Source organism: Synechococcus sp. ROS8604, assembly GCF_014279655.1.
GTDB lineage: Bacteria > Cyanobacteriota > Cyanobacteriia > PCC-6307 > Cyanobiaceae > Synechococcus_C.
In genome coordinates this window covers 2248413-2267864 of sequence record NZ_CP047946.1, presented here as the reverse complement: position 1 = coordinate 2267864, position 19452 = coordinate 2248413, and the positions used below count along the sequence as shown (strand labels likewise).

Sequence of the window (19452 nt, the reverse complement as noted above, 5' to 3'; positions counted from 1 at the left end):
TTAGGCCGCGTCTCGACTGAGGTCGAATGCACCGCGGGGCAAGCGTTCTTTCCATGGAGCCAACACGCACAACAAGAGTAGAGATGGAACCGCCGCTGCCATCGTGAGAGCAAAAAACGTACTCCAGCCCACCTGACTTGCAATCACGCCTCCAGGCGTGGACAAGAGTGATCGGCTGAGGGCATAAATTCCAGATAAAAGTGCATATTGAGCGGCAGAAAAGCGAGGATTACATAAACTCATCAGCAGTGCTAAAAAGGCACTCACCATCATTCCGCTACAGAAGTTCTCTACGCTCACAGCGACCAGAAGACCTTTGAAGCCGCCTCCAAATCGAGCTAGTGCCCAGTAGGCGAGGTTGCTGAAGGCCCCGATCACGCCATAGACCCATAGAGCACGATTGAGCCCTAGCTTGGAAAAAAAGAGTCCACCGACCGCAGTGCCAGCGATTGCAGCGCCAATGCCCCAGCCTCCCTGAACCGTGCCAATCGTTTCTGGAGAGAACCCGCTTTGGATCAGGAATGGAACGGCCATCAAACCCAGAAGCCCATCGGGCCAGCGATACAGCATCACAAGGAGCAAAATCAGAACGCCCCGCTTTCGGCCTGTCCGAGTGATGAATTCACGGGAAGGTCCAAGAACGGCTCCCCTGAGGGTTGGAACCGGGTTTTGGATTGCAGGGAGTATTGGAGCAGCTAGGGTGATGGGCGCAATCACCAACATGGCGCTTCCAGCCGTGATGAAGGATGTTTGCCAGCCAAATTGGCCCGCGATCACGAAGCAGCCGGCGCCAATAAACAACATGGCGCCTCGGTAACCGAGTGTTGCTGATGCCGCACCTCCGCCCCGTTCGGGTGGAGCTAGCAGGTCCGTCCGATAGGCATCAACGACAACATCTTGAGATGCGCTCAATATCGCAATCACAAAAGCAGCAACGCCGATCGCGATAATCTCATTTGTGGAAATTGTTGCCCCGAAACGGGCGAAACTCACCAAGCCAATGCCGATCATTAGCTGTAGGAGGGCGATCCATCCTCGGCGCCGGTCTGGCCATGGGATGGCCCAGTGGTCCATCAGGGGCGCCCAAAACAATTTGAGGGTGTAGGGCAGTTCTGTGAGTCCAAGAAGCCCAATCGTTGCAATCGGAATCCCATTAGCGGTTAGCCATCCCTGAAGCAGCGTGCTAACTGACATCAGTGGAAGACCACTTGCAAAGCCCTCCACTCCTACGGCGACAATCCGTTTCCAGCTTGAAGTGATTCTGCTTTGCTCTCTTGAATTGAACATCTTGGCTGAGAGTTTTTTTGGAAAAAACTAAAGAGATTGCTTCGCTGATGCACGCTACGAACAACTTTTTGTTGAGGCTATATTGCGCCAATGTCTGATAATGAATGGTTTGGGGGCAATTGGGATTGATCAGCATGTTTTTGTGAATGACTATTCGTGCAGAGCACGCAAAATCTGCATTGAAAGTAATTAGTTGATTCAATGCCAAGATTGCTCGTTTACGCTTGGTTTCGATCTCCCTTGGCAAAAAAGCAGAGACTTGAAACTGTAAGCACAACACTTGGCAGATGTGTTAGAGGCTATTCATCGTTAGGCTTTGATGTTTTTTGCCTCTTCTCTTGGATTTTTTTGGCTCGCTGTTGCACTTCATAGTTGGAATTTCGAGTAAAGGAATAAAAAAAGACCACGAGAACGGCTGCTAGTCCTAGTGCCAAGAAAACAATATAATATCCAGGTAAAATATCTAGCATGTTGGTAATATTTTCTTGAATCTAGCATGAACACCGCTATGGCTTAGTGCCCCACCTGTTGTTGCGTTGGAGGCACTTGTCATATCAAAGCTGCTGAATGCATAGGATTCATGATTGATTTTCTTGCTCTTTGGCTGATTTGATTAATGTTGATGTTGAGTTCCTTTGCCCGCTTTGGTTGCTGACGATGTCTCTCATCAGATCCAGTTCACTGGGGTTGTCTCGATTGAACTTCGAACAGGTCTCTCGATTTGGAGGTCATCCTTTTGAGTGAAGGGCTTGTCATCAAGCTTCGCCCATTACACCCGTCGGACGACATAGCGTTGGCCAAAGTGATTCGGTCGGCACTTGTTGAGTTTGGTGCTGATCGCCCTGGTTTTGCTTGGCAAGATCCAGAGCTCGATGCAATGAGCAAGACCTACGACGCCCCTGGATGTCTTTATTTCGTTGCAGTGGAGGGCACCAATGTTCTTGGCGGAGCCGGAATAGGACCCCTAAGGGGTGTGGAGGCTACTTGCGAATTGCAGAAGATGTATTTAGCTCCGTCAGCGAGAGGAAAGGGTGTTGGTTGGCGCCTAATGGGGAGCTTGTTGGAACAGGCTCGTGTGATGGGCTATCGCTGGATGTATCTCGAAACGCTTTCTGGAATGGTTGCTGCTCAACAGCTGTATCGGGCTTGGGGATTCCTCCAGATGGAACACCCTCTTGGCCAAACAGGGCATGGTGGTTGTGACTGTTGGTTTCTCAAGTCACTGCAAGGGGCTGGGGGGTTGGAGCGTCGAGATTGACGCATAGAAACCAGGAATCACGAGGGCAAGACCAAGGCGGAATCCATGATCCTGATCATTGGTTTCCCTAGAGGCCTTTCATTCGTTGTTTTTTTTGTCCTCTTTCAGGTCGATTCCAAGATCTTTCATGGATGAAATCGTATCGCTCACGGCTGGGACGTAGGCAATCCTTCGTCTGATTTTGTCGATCAGATTACTTAGCTTAGGCGGTATTCGTTGTCTTATTTTCATGGGTCTCTCCAATGTGAATAGATTCTGCGTTGAGCTCATAGCAAGTTTAGTGGTCTCAATTGCCTGCTCCTGATGCCCTTTATGGAATTTCATCGCGATGGGCGATGCCGTGCTGGGTGCATCCAACCTTCTGTCTCCCCTGAATAGGTGATTCATTCGATGTCTACGATCACCCGTTTGGGGGAGTTCTTTTGAATGTGTGTGGGCGATAGTGATCTCATCACTCAGAACCAACATTGATGCCTGAATTGCCAGTATTTGCTATGAAGAAAGAGCGGAGAGAGCTTGTTGAATTAATGTCTTCTCCGTTTAAATGTGAGCCCAACTATTGTCAAACGAAGATCTCTTTCTCGAAGTTCGTATCTGAGATGCCTGCGCCAACTTTGCTTCACTCCCTTTCGATGATCGGGGGGGGTAATGGGCATTGGATCAAAAACAACGAGCAGCTGCATATCGACTACTTGCAGCAATAGAGGCTAATGAAATCACGAAGGATGCTGCTGTTGCGTATTGTAACTGGTACTCCTATTTGCTCGAACATTTGAAAGCGGATGAGAAGGAGTGTAGTGAATGAGCAAGCTTTGCCATCAGCTGAAGCCATTCAACAGGTTTCTTCTCTTGATGTTTTTATTGTAGGCGAGTGCTTCTTTCTTTTTCCCTTTGCATCGTTAGCATTTTTATCGACGCGGAGGCAGCTTCATACTGCTACTGATTGTTTTGAGGATCGATGAGAACTGTGGTTGGCACATCTTTCTCTCCCGCATAAAATACAATCAGATCTACATCGGTTGCTCCTAATGCTTTGCCTTCGTGAATCGTGTTGACAACTTCTATGAGAGCATCGCCTTGTTGGTAAGTCTTTTTAGTGCCATCTTTTAATTTGAGCTCTAGTGTTCCCTGGAGAATGACGGCGGCATTGATCACAGGATGGTAGTGCCAGGGTAATGTCACTCCACTTGACACTTGGATCCGAAGTATTTTGATATTGGGCTGTCCCTTGGGATAGCTGGGTAACACGATCCCATTCCACATTTTAGTGGAGTTTGCTAATACCTCAACCTTGACTCCATGGCTTGCTGAGTGCCCCTCATCGCTGTTTGCGAATGATGGCCACAAGATTGATGTTGTAAAGACGAAAGATAAGGTAATGAAAAGATTTTTGATTGCCTTATTTCGTAAGAATGTTCTTGATAGGTTCGCGGTCATCCTTGATCCTTTCTTACCAATATATCACGATAGGCTAGAGAATTTTTTTGTACTGGCTCGCATTTATGGATTGGCTCAGCGGTTGTGCTCTTCTTGATGGATGTGTTCAGAGTTTGTATTGGATAGCATTCCAATCATGCGAACCCTATCAAGAGGTGGCGCTTCGGAAGGAATGGAAGCCACACAACGAAAATTTTGCTGGTGGCGAGCGTTCCTTCTTCCGGTTGAAATCAGCTGTAAACCTTGGCCATGAAGGGAGCTGCCTGATCGTCCGTAAGAACGGGGGTCACTTCCCAATCCAAGCACTCGGCCCATTCGGCAGCGTGTTCGTAGCAGGCATCAGCATTATCTGCTTCCACCAAAATCCAGCCTTCTACTGAGCCAGGACCGTGAAACCGCTTCCATGATTTGCATTCAGGGAATGGAGCCCCTGTGGATAAAAACTTTTTAGCGGCAATGGCGTGATAACCAGTTTTAAATGACCAATGCATTAAAAATGTCATGAACGTTTTCGTTAATTGTCTATTCTGCACGACTGCTCAAAAAGTCATGTGGCTTTTGATACACATTGAATTGGCATCTTGCTGCGTTTTGCACCTGATGGTTCAGCCTTCTTTCGGTATATTTTGTCACACGATGCCCTTAATGGCAGGAATTCGGCGCAATTGATGGCTTGCTAAAAATGATAAAAAATCGACATTGTTGTTGATCCTAATCCAAGCAACCAGATGTTTCTTCCCCCAGAGAATAGGAGGTGATCATGGTTCCTGCGAGGAGTGGTATGTGGATTAAATAGGCGCCAAAACTATCCTTGCCTGCCTTGACAAGCCAATGCTGTTCTGGCTGTTGGTGGTCTTGACTCCAAGCTAAAATTGCGGCCATATATCCCCAGCCAATGAGTGGTGTTAAAAATTTCATGATTGGCGTAAACGTTTGCGAGTCTGTCTCGTTAAGGGGGACTTGAAATGGTGCGTGGTTTGCAGCCATGAATACCAGTGTGATCAGTAATGAAAGTTGTAGCCATCGCAATGCGTGCCGATTGTTCATACGTTCTAACCATTGATGCGATGCTGCTTTACATCCCAAAAAGAATAAAAAGTAATCACTCCAAAGGTGCATTCCCTGATAGCCAAGACCATCTAAATGGGATTTTTTAAGTTTGACCAGAATCCTGTGAAGTGTCCCAGTATGATCTCTAGTGTCCCAATAATTACAGCACTCATCAGCCAGGAACGCCAGTCTGGTAACTGTTGTGTATTCTTAACTGAAAATCGGCTTTTCGAATGAAGGTTCAGCAGCAGTACATTGCATTCAATAAAATGAGTATTACAAGAAACCATTGAGGCCCAATTCTATTCAGTGGAAGAGTGTTGATTTCTTGCGCAAATACGGTGCTGTTTGGGATGGCGAGACCGGCTAAAGGCGTTATGTTATTAAGTATCAAAATTGCAATAATCAGAGGGATTCCAAGGCGAGGAAGGCGGTGCTTGGCAAGGCATCTGACCCCTCGTTTATGCACTGAATTTGGCAATAGGTAGCCTGAGATCAGGATTAGGATGTTCATGTAAAATGTGTTGCAGATCCAGCCAAACCAATTGCTCGCTGCCTCGTAAATAGGTTATAACGCAATCATTTGTCTCGTGTCTGTTGTGAAAAGTATTCCTACAAATATCGTATGACTGGCGATTACTAGGGCTATCATAATTGCGTTGATTTGATCTAAAAAAATCAGCCTTTCTGGCGCTTTTGTGGGGCTAGAGAGCACAATTGTCCTTCGTTTGGTTTTGTTATTGTCTCGTGAAGAGGTCTTGTAGGAGGTCTTTGAATCCTCTGTTGCGTTTCAAGATTGCCACTCAATTCCTGCTTGGTGAAAACTGTGGTCTCACCTCAAGAAGATTGTGATGAAGGGTGTAATTGTTTTCATCAAGATGGGCTCTGATCAATGACTGGTGCTGAAATGCTCCTATCTGTTGCGATTGGAGCCGGCCACCCAAGCTCCGGGATATGGCCATGGTCCTGGGGTTATGAAGGCCCATGGATTCATGTTTACTTTGAATAGTTAATAAGATTGCCGTCGCTCTGGATGATCCTTTCTCCATAAGGACAGCAATAGCATGGCGATGAGGATGATCATTAAAGGTATATTGATGATGGCTCCTGGGGCTTCACCCATTGTCTTAATTGGTTTGTAGTGGCCAATATAAAAAGCTCTTACTCCGTATTCAATGCTGCCAAGGGCATATAAAAGAGGTATGAGTGCTTTGTATCTCAAGCATGTCGCAAGATAGATGATTCCGATGACTAATTGTGATAGACCCCAAAGTGTAAATATCCCAATAACGCTTCCTGATGCTTCTGCTGAATAGGTGTCAAGCGGATGGTGGCTAGCGATTGTGTACCTCCATCGGCCGCGAGTAAGTGGTGTTGGCTGCACCAAAGTGTTATCGCGGTCAACACATAAAAGAACCAGAGTGAAGTTTTTCTACCTGAAAAGGTGTTATTCTATGGTTGTGGGTAAAAGTAAGCTTGCATCAGGCATTGATTTGACTTTCGTTGTATGCGTTACTTTAAATGTTAGGTTGCTCGTGCTTTTTTGATGATTTTTTTGTGGATTCGTCCCGATATTTGGATTTCGATGTCGCGGCATGCGAATCGACTGATTGCTTGGCGTGCGAAGGGGGCGATGGAATCGTGCCGCTCAACAGCTTGCTATCACCTCGATGGCTTTAAGATTGTGATTCTTTGTTGAAAGGGTTCGTGGCAAAGCTTGGTGAGATAAAGCTCAAGCAAATTCAGCAGCTGAATACGGCGGATAGTCCCCTTTTGATTCGCAAGCACAAAGAGCTTCTCAATTGGATGATGAGGTCATTCCAGCTTGATACCTATGGGCTGACTTGGGCTCAGTTCTTTAAGGGTGTAGGAATCGGTGGTCTTGCTGTCTGGCTTTTGATGCGTTGAGGCTTGGCTTGCGTGCCTGGGTTGTTGGCACGATCATCTATGCCAGTCACAACAACCGTGCAAGGGGCATGCGGGAAAGAAGCCGTTCGCAGATGGTGAATCGATAGAGCTTGTATCCGTTGGTGAGATGGCTAAGCCCACGCTATGTTTGTAGGCTTTTCAGGTTTTATTCGCTTTGGAATGGAGATTTAAAAATCTTGATTTGTAAGTATCTTCTTTTCAAAATGCAGCCATATTGGAATTGGCCCAAGGGCGTTCAATTGCTGTTTCGCCTTCTCTCATAGGCAAAGCAATTCTTTGGGTGATTCAGTGATTGAAGCTTCTTGCTTGCTCGCTGAATGGAGCAAAGGAGTTGGCGATTGATCTCAGAGAAAGAGTCGCTATTCCAACAGCAGTTTGATGAGGAAAATCAAAATCAGACTTTTTCAAGCCACTCTAAAACGTTTGTCTTGGGTCTAAGTATTGGCTACAATCCATCTCCTCGATCATGCACCAAGAAGCGTTGCCTGAAGAGCAAATCCTGATAAGAATTTCTGACTCAGCAACATTTTGCAGATGGATTTAAACTTGTTTGTGAAAAGCAAGAAAATCTTTGCTATTTCAGCTTTTTAATGGATTGCTCCAATCTTTGCGGTGATGATCCAAATCTCAATCTAGATGACGTCAGCGGAATGAGTCTTGTGCAAGATTGGTGATGACAGTGAACCTAACCAGTATTCATGGCCTTGCTTTGATTCTTTCCATTGCCCAACCATCCATATTGAGGAGTTTGAACCGTGACCTCAGCAACAGGAACCAGCGCGGATTTACGGGCGTTGTTGTCACAAGAAGCCTGCCATGTCATGCCCTGTTGCTTTGATGCCCTATCGGCAAGGATTGTGGAACAAGCGGGCTGTCCGCTCACGTTCATGAGTGGCTTTTCGGTGGCTGCAGCCCGTGCTGGTTTGCCTGATACGGGTCTGCTCACGGTCACAGAAATGCTGGATCAGGGTCGTGCTCTTTGTGATGCCGTTTCGATTCCAGTGATCGGTGATGGTGATACAGGCCATGGCAATGCGGCCAATGTGCAGCGCACCATGCATCAGTTCAAGCAGGCAGGGTTTGCTGGGATTATGCTTGAAGATCAGGTCTCTCCCAAGCGCTGTGGGCATACGGGGGTGAAGGAGGTAGTCCCGCGTGATCTCGCGATCGAGCGCATCAGCGCTGCGGTTGATGCCCGCCGCCAGGGAGCCGATCTCGTGATCGTGGCGAGAACGGATGCGCGATCGGCTTTTGCGGAACGCTTTGGCGAGGAGCGTGCACTTGATGAAGCGCTTTGGAGATTAAAAGCATTTGCTGATCTTGGTGCTGACGTGCTTTTTTTTGAGGCGCCACGTTCAGACGAAGAGATGCTTCGCTTTTGCAGCGAGGTACCGGGAAAGCGCATGGCGAACATGTTGGAGGGAGGGGTGACGCCCTTGCTATTGCCCGAACAACTCGGCGCCATGGGGTTTCATTTAGTGGCCTATCCCCTAACCCTGCTTGCATCCGCCGCGTACGCCATGCGGCAAGCGGTGACGGATCTTCAGAACGGAAAAACACCAGACAACATGCTCAGTTTTTCTGAACTGAAGGATTTGGTGAGATTTGATGCCTATGACGAGGCTGTGAGTAAAACAGACACCTAATGTTTCTTCAATGCTGAGAAATCAGAATGGGCCTATTGGTTAAGGGGCATTGGTCGTTGTAGTAGTGCTGGCTTTTGGTTGTTGTGAGATCCTTTGGCCAAGATCACGGGTCGAGATGATCTAGCTCGTGACTGCAGCCATGGATCGGTGGGATGGTGTGTGCATCGGAGAGGTGTCACCCTCTTCGCCTCACTCAACCAATACAAATCAATGAATAACGCTGAACTCAGCCTCGATCAGCTGCAAATAATGGCAGGTGGAGGTGTTGAAAACAAGTTCGCAAAAATTCTCAAGCCGGAACTGAAAGTGAAAGAGATCAAGATCCCTAACCCTTTTGTCTACGATCTCGATAGTGCTGTGAAATGGGGAGCTTCTTCAGGACCATTTCTGCCTAAGCCAAACTATGCCTCCCAAAATATGTATCGAGGTTTCTGATTAAATCTTGATGGCCCTAATACCCTGCACTCATGCGTGGGGTTATTGAATTGTCTGGCGCTCATTTATCCATGGCTCTGCAGGGGCTGGAGGTCATCAAAAAACGAAATGACTGTCTTGCTGCGTCAATGTTCAGTGAATTCGGCAGTCCCAAGATTGGTGCTCACGCTGCAGACATCATCCAGGGCCTCCAAGGCTTCTTGTAAACGTTGGCACGTTTCTGCAAGGTGTTGGTCTTGGATCTCCACAAGCGCCAAGGGGTGCCAGCAGTGCTCCCAATCGATCACGGACCAGCCTCGATCCTGGAGCCCCTGTTGAAGTTGTTCGAGGGCTTCGAAGCCACCATGAACCATGGTGTTGCCATCGCTTTGCCACACATATCCCTCTGCATCGAGTTCGAGAAGGGCTTCTAGCAGAGGCTCTTCTTCGCAATGTCCCTCCAGTCGCACCTCGCTGCGATGCTGAAAGAGATAACTCACGCATCCGGTCTCTCCGAGTTTTCCACCGTGTTTGCTAAAGGCCAGACGAACCTCGGCCGCCGTGCGGTTTCGGTTGTCGCTGAATGCTTCCACAAGGACAGCTATGCCTTCAGGGCCATACCCCTCGTAGCGAATCAATTCCAGGCTGGAAGTGGCCTCTCCTTGGCCCGATCCTTTGGTTATCGCGCGTTCAATGTTGCCTGCTGGTAGACCTGCCGAGCGCGCTTTCGTGATCGCCGTTCGTAGTTGAAAATTGCCGTTTGGGTCAGCTCCGTTGCGCGCTGCGACGGTGATCTCTCGACCAAGCCTGGTAAAAAGCGCACCTCGCTTTCCATCCACCACCGCCTTGGTGCGTTTGATTTGAGACCATTTGCTGTGGCCAGCCATAGGGAGCAGGAGAGGGATCAGCCGCGCGCTTCAAACACGACCTTGGGTCTGAGCTGGTCTTCGCTGTTGGCGAGTCCGATTCCCAGCATGATGTCGTCTGAACTGAGAACCACGGTGGCCCCGGTTCCATTTTGATGGGGAATCGCGCGTCCGCAGCTCCAGTCGTCCCGCTCGCCTTCGGAGAGTGTTCGTGTGGGGAGGTGCGTTAAGGCGAGTTGGGGAGGAATGAGGGTGAGCGGCTCCAGCCCTGAAGTGTTCTGTTCATTGGGATGCACTGGGAGTGCGATGGCATGGGCTTCTACGAATCCCAGCGCTTGGGTGCGCCTCAGCCAGTTGAGGCAGCCGCCACATCCGAGCGACTGGCCAAGATCTCTTGCCAAGGAACGGATGTAGGTGCCAGCGGAGCAGTGCACCTCAACAGTGAGCTTTCCTTGCTCTGAATCCCAATGCTCAAGTGAAAGTGTGTGGATGGTCACACTGCGGGCAGGTAAGTCCATCACTTCACCGCGGCGGGCCCTGGCATAAGCGCGTTCACCGTTCACGTGAACCGCCGAAACCTGTGGAGGGCGCTGCGCGATGCTGCCGCGGAACGGATCGAGCGCCTGATCGATGTCCTCCAGACTCAATCGCGGCCAGTTTTGAACCGCAACGACCTCTCCCTGAAGATCATCGGTGTTCGTGCTGGTCCCCAGCTGGATCACACCCCGATAGGTTTTCTCTCCTGGCAGGTAGGGAAGCAGTCGGGTGGCCTGGCCCACGGCAATGGGCAGCACGCCAGTCACTGCAGGGTCAAGCGTGCCTCCATGCCCCACTCTTTTGGTTTTGAGCACGCGACGCATCCGGCTCACGCAGGCATGGGAGGTGAGACCTGATGGCTTGTCGATCACCACGAAGCCAAGTGGTGCATCCAAGGGGTTTCAACGGCAGTTGTTCTGAATGTGGCATCCGGTCTGCACGTAAATTGACGCTGTCTGACCGGCAGAAGATGCAACGTCTCAGCAATTCTCCCCGCGTGGACATCGAGACCTTCTTGGATAGCGGCTTTTCTGTTCGTGCCCATTTGGCTGAACACCTTCAGCTCACGCTGGAGCAGGTTGACCAGCGATTACCCGATGGCAAGGATGATTTAGCCGCACTCCATCCGGGTGCTTTTCAAGCGGATCAAGCTTCGGAGTTTTATGAAAGCACCGTAGGGACGGGGCATCTCTTTGAGTTGGCGGCTTGGCATCTCAGCAGTTCTGATTACATCGCGGACACGCTGCGTTTGCAGGAGGATTTCGCTCGAGGCACCGTTCTTGATTTTGGAGGAGGGATCGGCACCCACGCTCTGGCTGCAGCGGCATTGGACGCTGTTGATCGGGTTCATTTCGTTGATCTGAATCCACAGAACAGGGCGTTCGTTTGGTCCAGGGCTGTGGCTCTTGGACTGGAACACAAGATGTCGATGCATCGTGATCTTTCAGATCTCACTGACCAACGTTTCGATACGGTCGTTTGTCTTGATGTATTGGAGCACCTCCCTGATCCGTCGGATCAGCTCATGCAATTTCATGCACTCATGAGTGAGGATGCACGAGCTTTATTAAACTGGTACTTCTTTAAAGGTCACAGCGGCGAATATCCTTTTCACTTTGATGCCCCTGATCTTGTTGATTGCTTTTTTCGTACATTGCAATCGCATTTTCTTGAGGTCTTTCACCCATTGTTAATCACCACAAGGGTCTATACACCACTAAGTGTTACCCCCTAGCTTGCACAGTGATTGCATTCTAAGGTCCCTGAAAAAAACCTCAGGGAGCAAGAATCTCTGGGCCAGGCATGTGGATCGACCTTTGGTATGAATGCGCTTGATTTAATTAAGAGTATATGCCTAGAGCAAGTTAAAAAATCTTACTTTAATCCACATGTTCCTTGAGGTCTGAAGAAACGCGCTAAGCAGCACAACGCTTTGCGTTATGGATTTGAAAATTGCAATTCTTTTCAAAGTCTTTGTTTTAAGGCGTTTAAAGAGAGTCCTTAAGGGGCGTTGATAAAGCAGGCAAAATGAGTGTTCTTGTCTCTAATTTGCATAGAAAAAGTATGCCATCAAAGTAAAACTTCTCTATGCAGATCCATTACGATTGCCTGAGACTCTTCGGGAATATGGTCAATTTACAAGAATCACTCTGTTTGAAACTGGTGAAGGTAGTTATTCAATGGCGCATGAAAGATCTTCTTGTATGGCTATGGCCTAGATTGGTGCATCAAAGCCTCTTTTGCTTGAGGGGTGGGGCACAGGTTGGTCCGTCGATTTTAATTGGATAACACCAATATGGAAAGCAAGTTGTCCTCATGAATATTGCGATGGTTTCAATATGACCGATAATAGTCTTGGTGGTCTTAATGCTTTTCGTTCAAATCCAGGTGACTCATGGGAGAAACATTCTGAATCATACTCTGCAACTGTATATATATTAGGCGAGTAATGTTGCTTGATGAATTTGAAGAATGCCAGGCCAGTCATGCTCTTGAGGATTTACGCCAATCGATTGGCTTAGTGATCGATCATGAAGTCTGTTCCTGTTTATGTAGGCTTACTCGAAGGGATCTTCTTCGGGGAATTTCGAATCCCTCTAAATACTATGGTTTAATGCCTATATGTACCTTGAAGAGGGAGGCCACAGGTTGTATAAAAAGCAAGCGAGGACTGGTTGGGCGATCCGCTCAAGCTTCTTTGCTGTACAAAGCCTTTGTCGATCGGCCATGTTTTGAGGCAATGTCTTCCTGGGTTTTGTGATAAGCATGGCGTTCATTTGATTGAATTGATTGATAGGCGATCAAAGTAGCTTGTTGACTCCTGGGCTTAAGTTGATAATCATGGCTTGTCTTGAGTGGTTTCTGCTTTCTCTAAAGCCTGCTGGGTGTGGTTGTAATAGCACGCTAAAGCTGACCAGGCTTCTTTCTCTGATGTCGGATTCTGTTAGTCGTTGAGTGTCATATCAGGCTCATAAGGAAAAATTGGAAAATTATTTGTGTGAAGTCATGCCCCTTTGTTGGCTGAGATTATCGGTCCTTAGGCCTAGGACGATTCGATGGATGTAAAGATATTTGCCCATGTCTCAGTATATTTGAAGATGCCAATTTAGCTTCTTGATTGTCTATGGTTTAATGAAACCATAATTTAATCTCTTTTCCTTAGCCTTTTGTCAGGCATAAATTGCAAAGGTGCTGTGTAGGCTTGCGGAAAGCTGGTTGATAATGGATGGGCTTCCCTTTGGCCAATGGTTTGGCTCGGATAGAGATCTGGCTTGATGTGGACATTGGGTATTGACCTCAATCTTGGAGCTTTTTCTGCAGGAATCAGCAAGAGATGCGGGATGCGAACAGAGTTCCCTTTGATGAGCTCACCAGCAATTATTTAGAAGCTGTTTCCGTTTTTGAATGGAACTGGTTGTCGACGTGTGAGTTGGTTGTCTGCTAATCATGCTTTTGACGACTTTTTGAATTTTCTGCCATGGTTGATATGAATATCTTTGAGTCATCAAGGGGGTCAACTGTCGCTCAAAACAAGTGGCTTCCATCTTTACATTGATTGCCTTAATGGTGAGTTTTGCCGCGGCTGCAGATTGGAAATTATTGTTTGGATGATTGCAATAAAAAAAAGAGCAATGATCTCGGAAAAGATCACGGCTCTTCTATGAATCGGCTTTTATCGTTGAAGACGCTGCTTGGTCTGTTTGTTCTATTGAGCTGCTGTTGCAACGGTGATGCGCTTGCGATTGCGGAGTCCGCGGCGGATCGACTCAAACTTGACAATCCCGTCGGTCAAGGCAAACAAGGTGTCGTCCTTTCCACGACCAACGTTGACGCCTGGCATGACAGAGGTGCCGCGTTGGCGGATCAGAATCGAACCAGCCGTTACGCTCTCGCCGCCGTAGGCCTTCACGCCGAGGCGCTTGGAATTGGAGTCGCGTCCGTTACGGGTTGAGCCTGTGCCTTTCTTGTGGGCCATGGGAAATCAAAGAGGTGGTGAAGGGGAAGCTGGTTGAAGCAATCAGCTGATGGCATTGCCGCCGACGGAAATGGATTCGACCATCACTCGTGTGAGCTCCTGTCTATGACCATTCTTACGGCGTGTCTTCTTTTTAGGGCGCATTTTATAAACGATCACTTTCTGACCGCGACGGTGGGCCATCACTTTGAGCTCCACTCTGGCGCCCTGGACGTACGGCTTGCCAACGGTGGCGACGTCACCGTTCTTGACGAGGAGCACCTTGTCGAGGGTGATCTTGGCGTCGACGTCTGCATGCAGACGGTCGAGATCGTAATAACGGTTGGGTTGCACCCAAAATTGCTGCCCAGAGGCTTCGATAATGGCGTATGAGCCTGTCTCTGGAGTGGTTTGTGAGCTGGTGCTACTGGTTTCTGCCATGGGCTACAGGACGCGAACAGGCTCGGAGACTTGAAAGCCGCCGATTTGGCCTGTGCCGCAATCGAAAGACAAACAAAGATCTTCGACCTTCGTGCTCTCTTTCGTCAAGATTCAATTGATCACTTTTCGTTTTGGATGAGCAGGCCGGCACTCACGATTGCGTTCTTGTTGAGGTCGCCTGAGCTTGAATCGGCTTGCTGTCAGTGGTTGCCTGGCAATCGCTACACCAGGGTTGACCTTGGACTTGAGGATTCTGCCGTCGATGTCGTTTCCGCTTTGGAGCGACAACGGGAGGCTGTTGATGCCGTTGTGATTGAACAATCTCTTCTGGAAGAGGAGACACGAGAGGACTTATTGGCTCGTGGCTTGCTCTTTCCTGCCGTTGTGGTGGGCGAATTGATGGGGCGTGTCGATTACCACCCCGAAGAAGTCCACCTGCCAGGCGACCAGCTCGAGCAGCTGGGCTACAACGTTGACGCAGCGATTTCACGGTTTCTGCGTCACGGGCAGAAAGATATTCGCCCTGAAGATGGATCCGCTGAATCGGATCAGGTTGGTGGTCAGCCCGAGGGCAGTGCCTGGAAGTTGTCCAGTCGTTTGCAGGAAAGGCTGGGTTACCTCGGGGTCTTCTACAAGCGCGATCCCTCTCGATTCTTGGCCAATCTTCCGCCCCATGAACAGCGTGAGTTGCTGCAGTCGCTGCAGCGCACCTACCGAGATTTATTGATTGGTTATTTCCGTGACCCCGCGGCGGCCAACCAGGCTTTAGAGAGTTTTGTCAATACCGCTTTTTTTGGCGACTTGCCCATTACCCAAACCGTTGAGATCCATATGAATCTGATTGACGACTTTTGGAAACAACTCAGACTTGAAGGACATAAAGACGACTTCCTTCAGGATTACCGCCTTGCACTGCTGGACGTCATGGCTCACCTTTGCGAAATGTACCGACGTTCGGTCCCTGGAGATATTCCCTTGGTTCCCTCAGGATCTCAGCGTCGCCAGCTTCAGGATTCGGAGGTGACCTTGTGAGCCCCCGGAAGACTTACATCCTCAAGCTCTATGTAGCTGGGAACACGCCGAATTCGATGCGTGCACTCAAAACGCTTCGAAATATCCTTGAAACTGAATTCAAAGGTGTTTACGCCTTGAAGGTCATTGATGTCTTGAAAAATCCTCAGCTTGCAGAAGAGGACAAAATTCTGGCTACACCCACGTTGTCCAAAATTCTTCCGCCCCCTGTGCGTCGGATTATTGGAGACCTTTCTGATCGCGAACGGGTGCTGATCGGACTCGATCTTCTTTACGACGAGCTTGTTGACAACAGCCATGGCTCTTCGCTGATGGATGCGTTGGAAGACCCGGACATCCCGGAAGCAGATTCTTAAGTCACAGGGTGATCTAGCGGATGCGAAGGATTTTCCTTATTAACGTTGAAGAGCAAGGTCGCGGTTATGCAGATTTCTAGCTCAAGTGGTTCTTCTCAGATGCAGGTCCAGAAGCTTCCGACTGGAATCGAGGGCTTTGATGATGTGTGTCATGGCGGCTTGCCAGTTGGACGCAGCACCCTGATTAGCGGAACGTCCGGAACGGGTAAAACAGTTTTTTCCTTGCATTTCCTCCATAACGGAATTGCGCATTACGATGAGCCGGGGATTTTTGTCACGTTTGAGGAGTCGCCGCTCGATATTTTGCGTAACGCAGCAAGTTTTGGCTGGAACTTGCAGGAGATGGTCGAGCAAGACAAGCTCTTTATTCTTGATGCCTCACCGGATCCAGATGGTCAGGATGTGGCGGGAAGCTTCGATCTGTCTGGACTGATTGAAAGAATTAATTACGCCATCCGAAAGTACAAAGCCAAAAGGGTGGCAATCGATTCGATTACGGCGGTCTTTCAGCAGTACGACGCCGTGTTTGTTGTGCGCCGGGAGATCTTTCGTCTCATCGCCCGGCTGAAGGAGATCGGTGTCACCACTGTGATGACCACTGAGCGCATCGACGAATATGGGCCCATCGCGCGGTATGGCGTTGAAGAGTTTGTGTCTGACAATGTTGTGATCCTGCGCAATGTGCTGGAGGGCGAGCGCCGACGGCGCACCGTTGAGATTCTCAAGTTGCGAGGTACCACCCATATGAAGGGGGAGTTTCCGTTCACGATGGGTGCCCATGGGATCAGCATCTTCCCTCTTGGCGCGATGAGGCTGACGCAGCGTTCATCCAATGTGCGTGTGAGTTCGGGCGTGCCGCGGCTGGATGAGATGTGTGGTGGCGGGTATTTCAAGGATTCGATCATTCTTGCGACCGGAGCAACTGGTACCGGTAAAACGCTGCTGGTCTCCAAATTTATTGAAGACGCATGCAGTAATAAAGAGCGTGCGATTTTATTTGCTTATGAAGAATCGCGTGCTCAGTTGCTACGCAATGGCACGAGTTGGGGCATTGATTTTGAGCAGATGGAGCAAGATGGCTTGCTGAAGATCATCTGCGCTTACCCAGAATCGACTGGTCTGGAAGATCACCTCCAGATTATTAAAACTGAAATTAGTCAATTCAAGCCCACGCGCATGGCGATTGACTCCCTATCAGCGCTCGCACGTGGTGTTAGCCATAACGCCTTTAGGCAGTTTGTGATCGGGGTGACTGGATATGCCAAACAGGAGGAAATCGCGGGATTCTTTACGAATACGTCGGAAGAATTTATGGGAAGTCATTCAATTACAGACTCGCACATTTCTACCATCACTGACACGATTTTGTTGCTTCAATATGTAGAAATTCGTGGTGAGATGGCTCGCGCTCTCAATGTCTTCAAAATGCGTGGATCTTGGCATGATCGCGGAATTCGTGAATTCTTGATCACCGGTAATGGTCCCCAAATTAAGGATTCATTCTCGAACTTTGAAAGAATTATTAGTGGCGTTCCGCATCGCGTGACGATGGATGAGCGAAGTGAATTGTCGCGTATCGCTCGTGGAGTGGCTCCAGAGTAGATTTCAATCATTGAGGATTAAACGAGCCTTGTTGATGCTGAATTCATACAGAAACGTATCAACTCAGTTCTGCTTCGTCTTGCTCGTAGCGACTTTGTCGCTCAGCTTGCAGTTTGATTTCGTCTTGGTCGGATTGGGCTAGCGGTAGGTCAAACCAAAATGTTGTGCCCACATCTGGTTCGCTCGCCATGCGAATCACGCTGCTGTGTTTTTCTAAAATTCCCCTCACGATAGAGAGGCCAAGCCCTGTCCCTACCTCCGTATGGACGGCATTTTCTACGCGGTAAAACCGTTCGAAAATTCGTTGTTGTTTGTCTTCGCTGATCCCATAACCAGTGTCACTCACTTCCACGCGCAATTTCGGAAGAGGTGAAACCATTTCACATTGCGGTGCTTTAAGCGAATCTTCAGGAAGCGGTCCCATCACGCAACTATCAGGCCAGGTGTAGGCCCTCAACACGATGCGGCTGCCACTTCGGCTGAACTTGAGAGCATTTCCAACGAGATTATCAAGGACCTGAAGAAGTAAGTCCCAATTGCCAAGAATGTCTGGCAGATCGATCGATGCCTCGAGATCTAGCTCGACCTGTTTGTCGGATGCATTAAGTTGATAGCTGCGTAGGGTTTGCTCCAGACCAGGCCTGAGATCGAGTTCAGAAAACTGAACGCTGGGATGGGATTCAAGCCTTGAAAGATCGAGGACATCGTTGACGAGCCGCGTCAGTCGATCTGTCTCTGCATTGGCAACGCCGAGAAATTCTTGCTTGTCTGTTTCGCTGAGTTGATCCCCCATTTCGTAGAGGGTTTCGACGTAGCTCTTGATATTGAACAGTGGCGTGCGCAGCTCATGGGACACGTTGCTGATGAAGCGGCTTTGGGCTGCGTTGAGCTCCACTTCTCGGGTGAGGTCCTGCATGGTCACCGCGATCCCTTTCAGGTTTTCTCCACTGGGTTCGCGTACGGCTTGGAGGACGAAACGGAGGGTGCGCGGTGGTTCCCCGATGCTGCTTCTTAATTCATTGCTGTCACGGCCTTGATTCAGGACTCCATCGAGAGGCTCATGCAGCTCAATGGCCAACAGGTCAGGCATGGCATTGAGAAAGTCCTGGCCTTCAAGATTTCGCCCTTCCCAGCGAAATAAGCGTCGAGCCGTTGGATTGGCCAAAACAATTTGACCTTTTTCATCCAGCAAAACCGCGCCATCCGCCATCGTTGCGATCAGCGAGGCCTGCTTCACCTGGGCAGCCTGTAACTCCTCGATGTTGGCTGCGTCGTAGTCCTGGAGCTGGGAGGCCATCGCATTAAATCCATCCAGCAACTCCCCAAGTTCGCCACCAACAGGGAGGCCGATCCGGGCTTGGAAATCTCCCGCTGCAATCGAGCGCACGCCGCGTAGGAGTTCCTTGACTGGTCGGGTGATGGTCAGCGCATTGAAGACAGCACCAAGAATCACAAGCACCCAGATCGAGATGAACACGGCCACGGTGACCTCTCGGGTGAGGGAGGCACTCGCCAGGGCCGAGTCATTGGGATTCACTCCAAGGGCGAGGACGCCGAGATAGCGACCCTCTTGAATCAAGGGCACAAAAACATCGGTGACCTGACCATCAGGGGTGAGATGTTGACGAACAAGCGGATTTTTAGGTCTCGATTTCAGTTCGCTGGGGAGTTCCAAGCGTCGATTGAGACGGAGGTCCCCTCTGGTGTCAGCGTCATTCCCACTGATGGGAATCCCTAGGTACACAACGCCTTCTGGATCTGCAAAAAAGATGTAGCGAAGGCTGCGGCTTGAACGCCAAAACTGTTCGGCCACATTGGCCAGTTCTCGGTCGTGTCCGTCGGCCACCAGCTCGGTGACGTTGCCCGCCAACAACAGCCCCAAATCGCGGGCGTAGCGGGTGTCATTCATCACCGCATCACGCTGGATGCCGTTGAGTGCAAAAAAGGTGATGCTGGTCATCATCAGGCTCACCACCAGCGTGGCGATGGCCAGAAGTTTGGTCTGAAGGCTGAATTCGGCCCACCAGAGGCCGATGCCACTCCAAAGGCCATCCTGCTCTGGGGCCGTATCCGAAGAGACTGACCCTGCCCATGAGGACGCAGTGGAGTTCGCAGAAGCTGGTGCCGAACCGCTACTCATGGC

Annotated in this window: 19 protein-coding genes; 8 read left to right on the top strand and 11 right to left on the bottom strand. The window is 49.5% G+C overall.

Features of this window, described 5'->3' with window-relative positions:
- Complete coding sequence (locus tag SynROS8604_RS12280; RefSeq protein ID WP_186544209.1) at positions 1 to 1287, bottom strand: MFS transporter; 1287 nt, start codon at positions 1285 to 1287, stop codon at positions 1 to 3.
- Between the two features lie 802 nt (positions 1288 to 2089).
- Here SynROS8604_RS12280 and SynROS8604_RS12275 point away from each other — a divergent pair.
- Complete coding sequence (locus SynROS8604_RS12275; RefSeq protein WP_255445306.1) at positions 2090 to 2545, top strand: GNAT family N-acetyltransferase; 456 nt, start codon at positions 2090 to 2092, stop codon at positions 2543 to 2545.
- 936 nt (positions 2546 to 3481) lie between these two features.
- On the opposite strand, the gene SynROS8604_RS12270 is transcribed toward SynROS8604_RS12275, so the two are convergent.
- The 5 genes from SynROS8604_RS12270 to SynROS8604_RS15530 form a co-directional block, all read right to left on the bottom strand.
- Complete coding sequence (locus SynROS8604_RS12270; protein WP_255445047.1) at positions 3482 to 3982, bottom strand: cupin domain-containing protein; 501 nt, start codon at positions 3980 to 3982, stop codon at positions 3482 to 3484.
- A gap of 230 nt (positions 3983 to 4212) precedes the next feature.
- Positions 4213 to 4485 carry a DUF3303 domain-containing protein gene (locus SynROS8604_RS12265; RefSeq protein WP_186544207.1) on the bottom strand — a complete coding sequence of 91 codons (273 nt, stop codon included), beginning with the start codon at positions 4483 to 4485 and terminating at the stop codon, positions 4213 to 4215.
- Positions 4486 to 4693: 208 nt separating this feature from the next.
- On the bottom strand, positions 4694 to 5101 hold the full coding sequence (locus SynROS8604_RS16055) for an acyltransferase family protein (protein ID WP_255445046.1): 408 nt from the start codon (positions 5099 to 5101) through the stop codon (positions 4694 to 4696).
- A gap of 172 nt (positions 5102 to 5273) precedes the next feature.
- On the bottom strand, positions 5274 to 5546 hold the full coding sequence (locus tag SynROS8604_RS16050; RefSeq protein ID WP_255445045.1) for an acyltransferase family protein: 273 nt from the start codon (positions 5544 to 5546) through the stop codon (positions 5274 to 5276).
- 495 nt (positions 5547 to 6041) lie between these two features.
- Positions 6042 to 6419: a hypothetical protein gene (locus SynROS8604_RS15530; RefSeq protein ID WP_255445044.1), complete on the bottom strand. Its 378-nt coding sequence runs from the start codon at positions 6417 to 6419 to the stop codon at positions 6042 to 6044.
- A gap of 320 nt (positions 6420 to 6739) precedes the next feature.
- Between SynROS8604_RS15530 and SynROS8604_RS12255 the strand changes: the two genes are divergently transcribed.
- The 3 genes from SynROS8604_RS12255 (at position 6740) to SynROS8604_RS12245 (ending at position 9042) form a co-directional block, all read left to right on the top strand.
- Positions 6740 to 6940, top strand: coding sequence for a hypothetical protein (locus tag SynROS8604_RS12255; protein WP_186545968.1), 201 nt, complete (start codon positions 6740 to 6742; stop codon positions 6938 to 6940).
- A gap of 776 nt (positions 6941 to 7716) precedes the next feature.
- Complete coding sequence (locus tag SynROS8604_RS12250) at positions 7717 to 8607, top strand: oxaloacetate decarboxylase (RefSeq protein ID WP_186544206.1); 891 nt, start codon at positions 7717 to 7719, stop codon at positions 8605 to 8607.
- Between the two features lie 210 nt (positions 8608 to 8817).
- Positions 8818 to 9042, top strand: a complete 225-nt coding sequence (locus SynROS8604_RS12245; protein ID WP_222930109.1) for a CCRG-2 family RiPP — start codon at positions 8818 to 8820, stop codon at positions 9040 to 9042.
- Positions 9043 to 9167: 125 nt separating this feature from the next.
- Here the strand turns inward: SynROS8604_RS12245 and SynROS8604_RS12240 are convergent, their stop codons facing one another.
- Together SynROS8604_RS12240 and truB are read right to left on the bottom strand one after the other, a co-directional pair.
- Positions 9168 to 9908, bottom strand: a complete 741-nt coding sequence (locus SynROS8604_RS12240) for a YebC/PmpR family DNA-binding transcriptional regulator (protein WP_186544204.1) — start codon at positions 9906 to 9908, stop codon at positions 9168 to 9170.
- A 17-nt stretch (positions 9909 to 9925) separates the two neighbouring features.
- Entirely contained in the window at positions 9926 to 10819 is an 894-nt protein-coding gene (gene truB / locus SynROS8604_RS12235) for a tRNA pseudouridine(55) synthase TruB (protein ID WP_186544203.1), read from the bottom strand.
- Between the two features lie 74 nt (positions 10820 to 10893).
- On the opposite strand from truB, the gene SynROS8604_RS12230 reads away from it, so the two are divergent.
- Complete coding sequence (locus tag SynROS8604_RS12230; RefSeq protein WP_186544202.1) at positions 10894 to 11658, top strand: bifunctional 2-polyprenyl-6-hydroxyphenol methylase/3-demethylubiquinol 3-O-methyltransferase UbiG; 765 nt, start codon at positions 10894 to 10896, stop codon at positions 11656 to 11658.
- 1971 nt (positions 11659 to 13629) lie between these two features.
- Here the strand turns inward: SynROS8604_RS12230 and rpmA are convergent.
- The gene (rpmA, locus tag SynROS8604_RS12225) at positions 13630 to 13899 is read right to left on the bottom strand and encodes a 50S ribosomal protein L27 (protein WP_186544201.1); all 270 of its coding nucleotides are present in this window, start codon (positions 13897 to 13899) and stop codon (positions 13630 to 13632) included.
- 42 nt (positions 13900 to 13941) lie between these two features.
- Entirely contained in the window at positions 13942 to 14319 is a 378-nt protein-coding gene (gene rplU, locus SynROS8604_RS12220; protein ID WP_186544200.1) for a 50S ribosomal protein L21, read from the bottom strand.
- Between the two features lie 135 nt (positions 14320 to 14454).
- On the opposite strand from rplU, the gene SynROS8604_RS12215 reads away from it, so the two are divergent.
- The 3 genes from SynROS8604_RS12215 to kaiC all read left to right on the top strand — a co-directional run bounded on the left by SynROS8604_RS12215 (position 14455) and on the right by kaiC (position 17309).
- Entirely contained in the window at positions 14455 to 15351 is an 897-nt protein-coding gene (locus tag SynROS8604_RS12215) for a circadian clock protein KaiA (RefSeq protein ID WP_186544199.1), read from the top strand.
- Positions 15348 to 15707 carry a circadian clock protein KaiB gene (gene kaiB / locus SynROS8604_RS12210; RefSeq protein ID WP_186544198.1) on the top strand — a complete coding sequence of 120 codons (360 nt, stop codon included), beginning with the start codon at positions 15348 to 15350 and terminating at the stop codon, positions 15705 to 15707. The genes SynROS8604_RS12215 and kaiB overlap by 4 nt, the downstream gene beginning before the upstream one ends.
- Before the next feature lie 66 nt (positions 15708 to 15773).
- Positions 15774 to 17309: a circadian clock protein KaiC gene (gene kaiC, locus SynROS8604_RS12205; protein ID WP_115069971.1), complete on the top strand. Its 1536-nt coding sequence runs from the start codon at positions 15774 to 15776 to the stop codon at positions 17307 to 17309.
- 58 nt (positions 17310 to 17367) lie between these two features.
- On the opposite strand, the gene SynROS8604_RS12200 is transcribed toward kaiC, so the two are convergent.
- Entirely contained in the window at positions 17368 to 19449 is a 2082-nt protein-coding gene (locus tag SynROS8604_RS12200) for an ATP-binding protein (RefSeq protein WP_186544197.1), read from the bottom strand.
- Between the last annotated feature and the right edge of the window lie 3 nt (positions 19450 to 19452).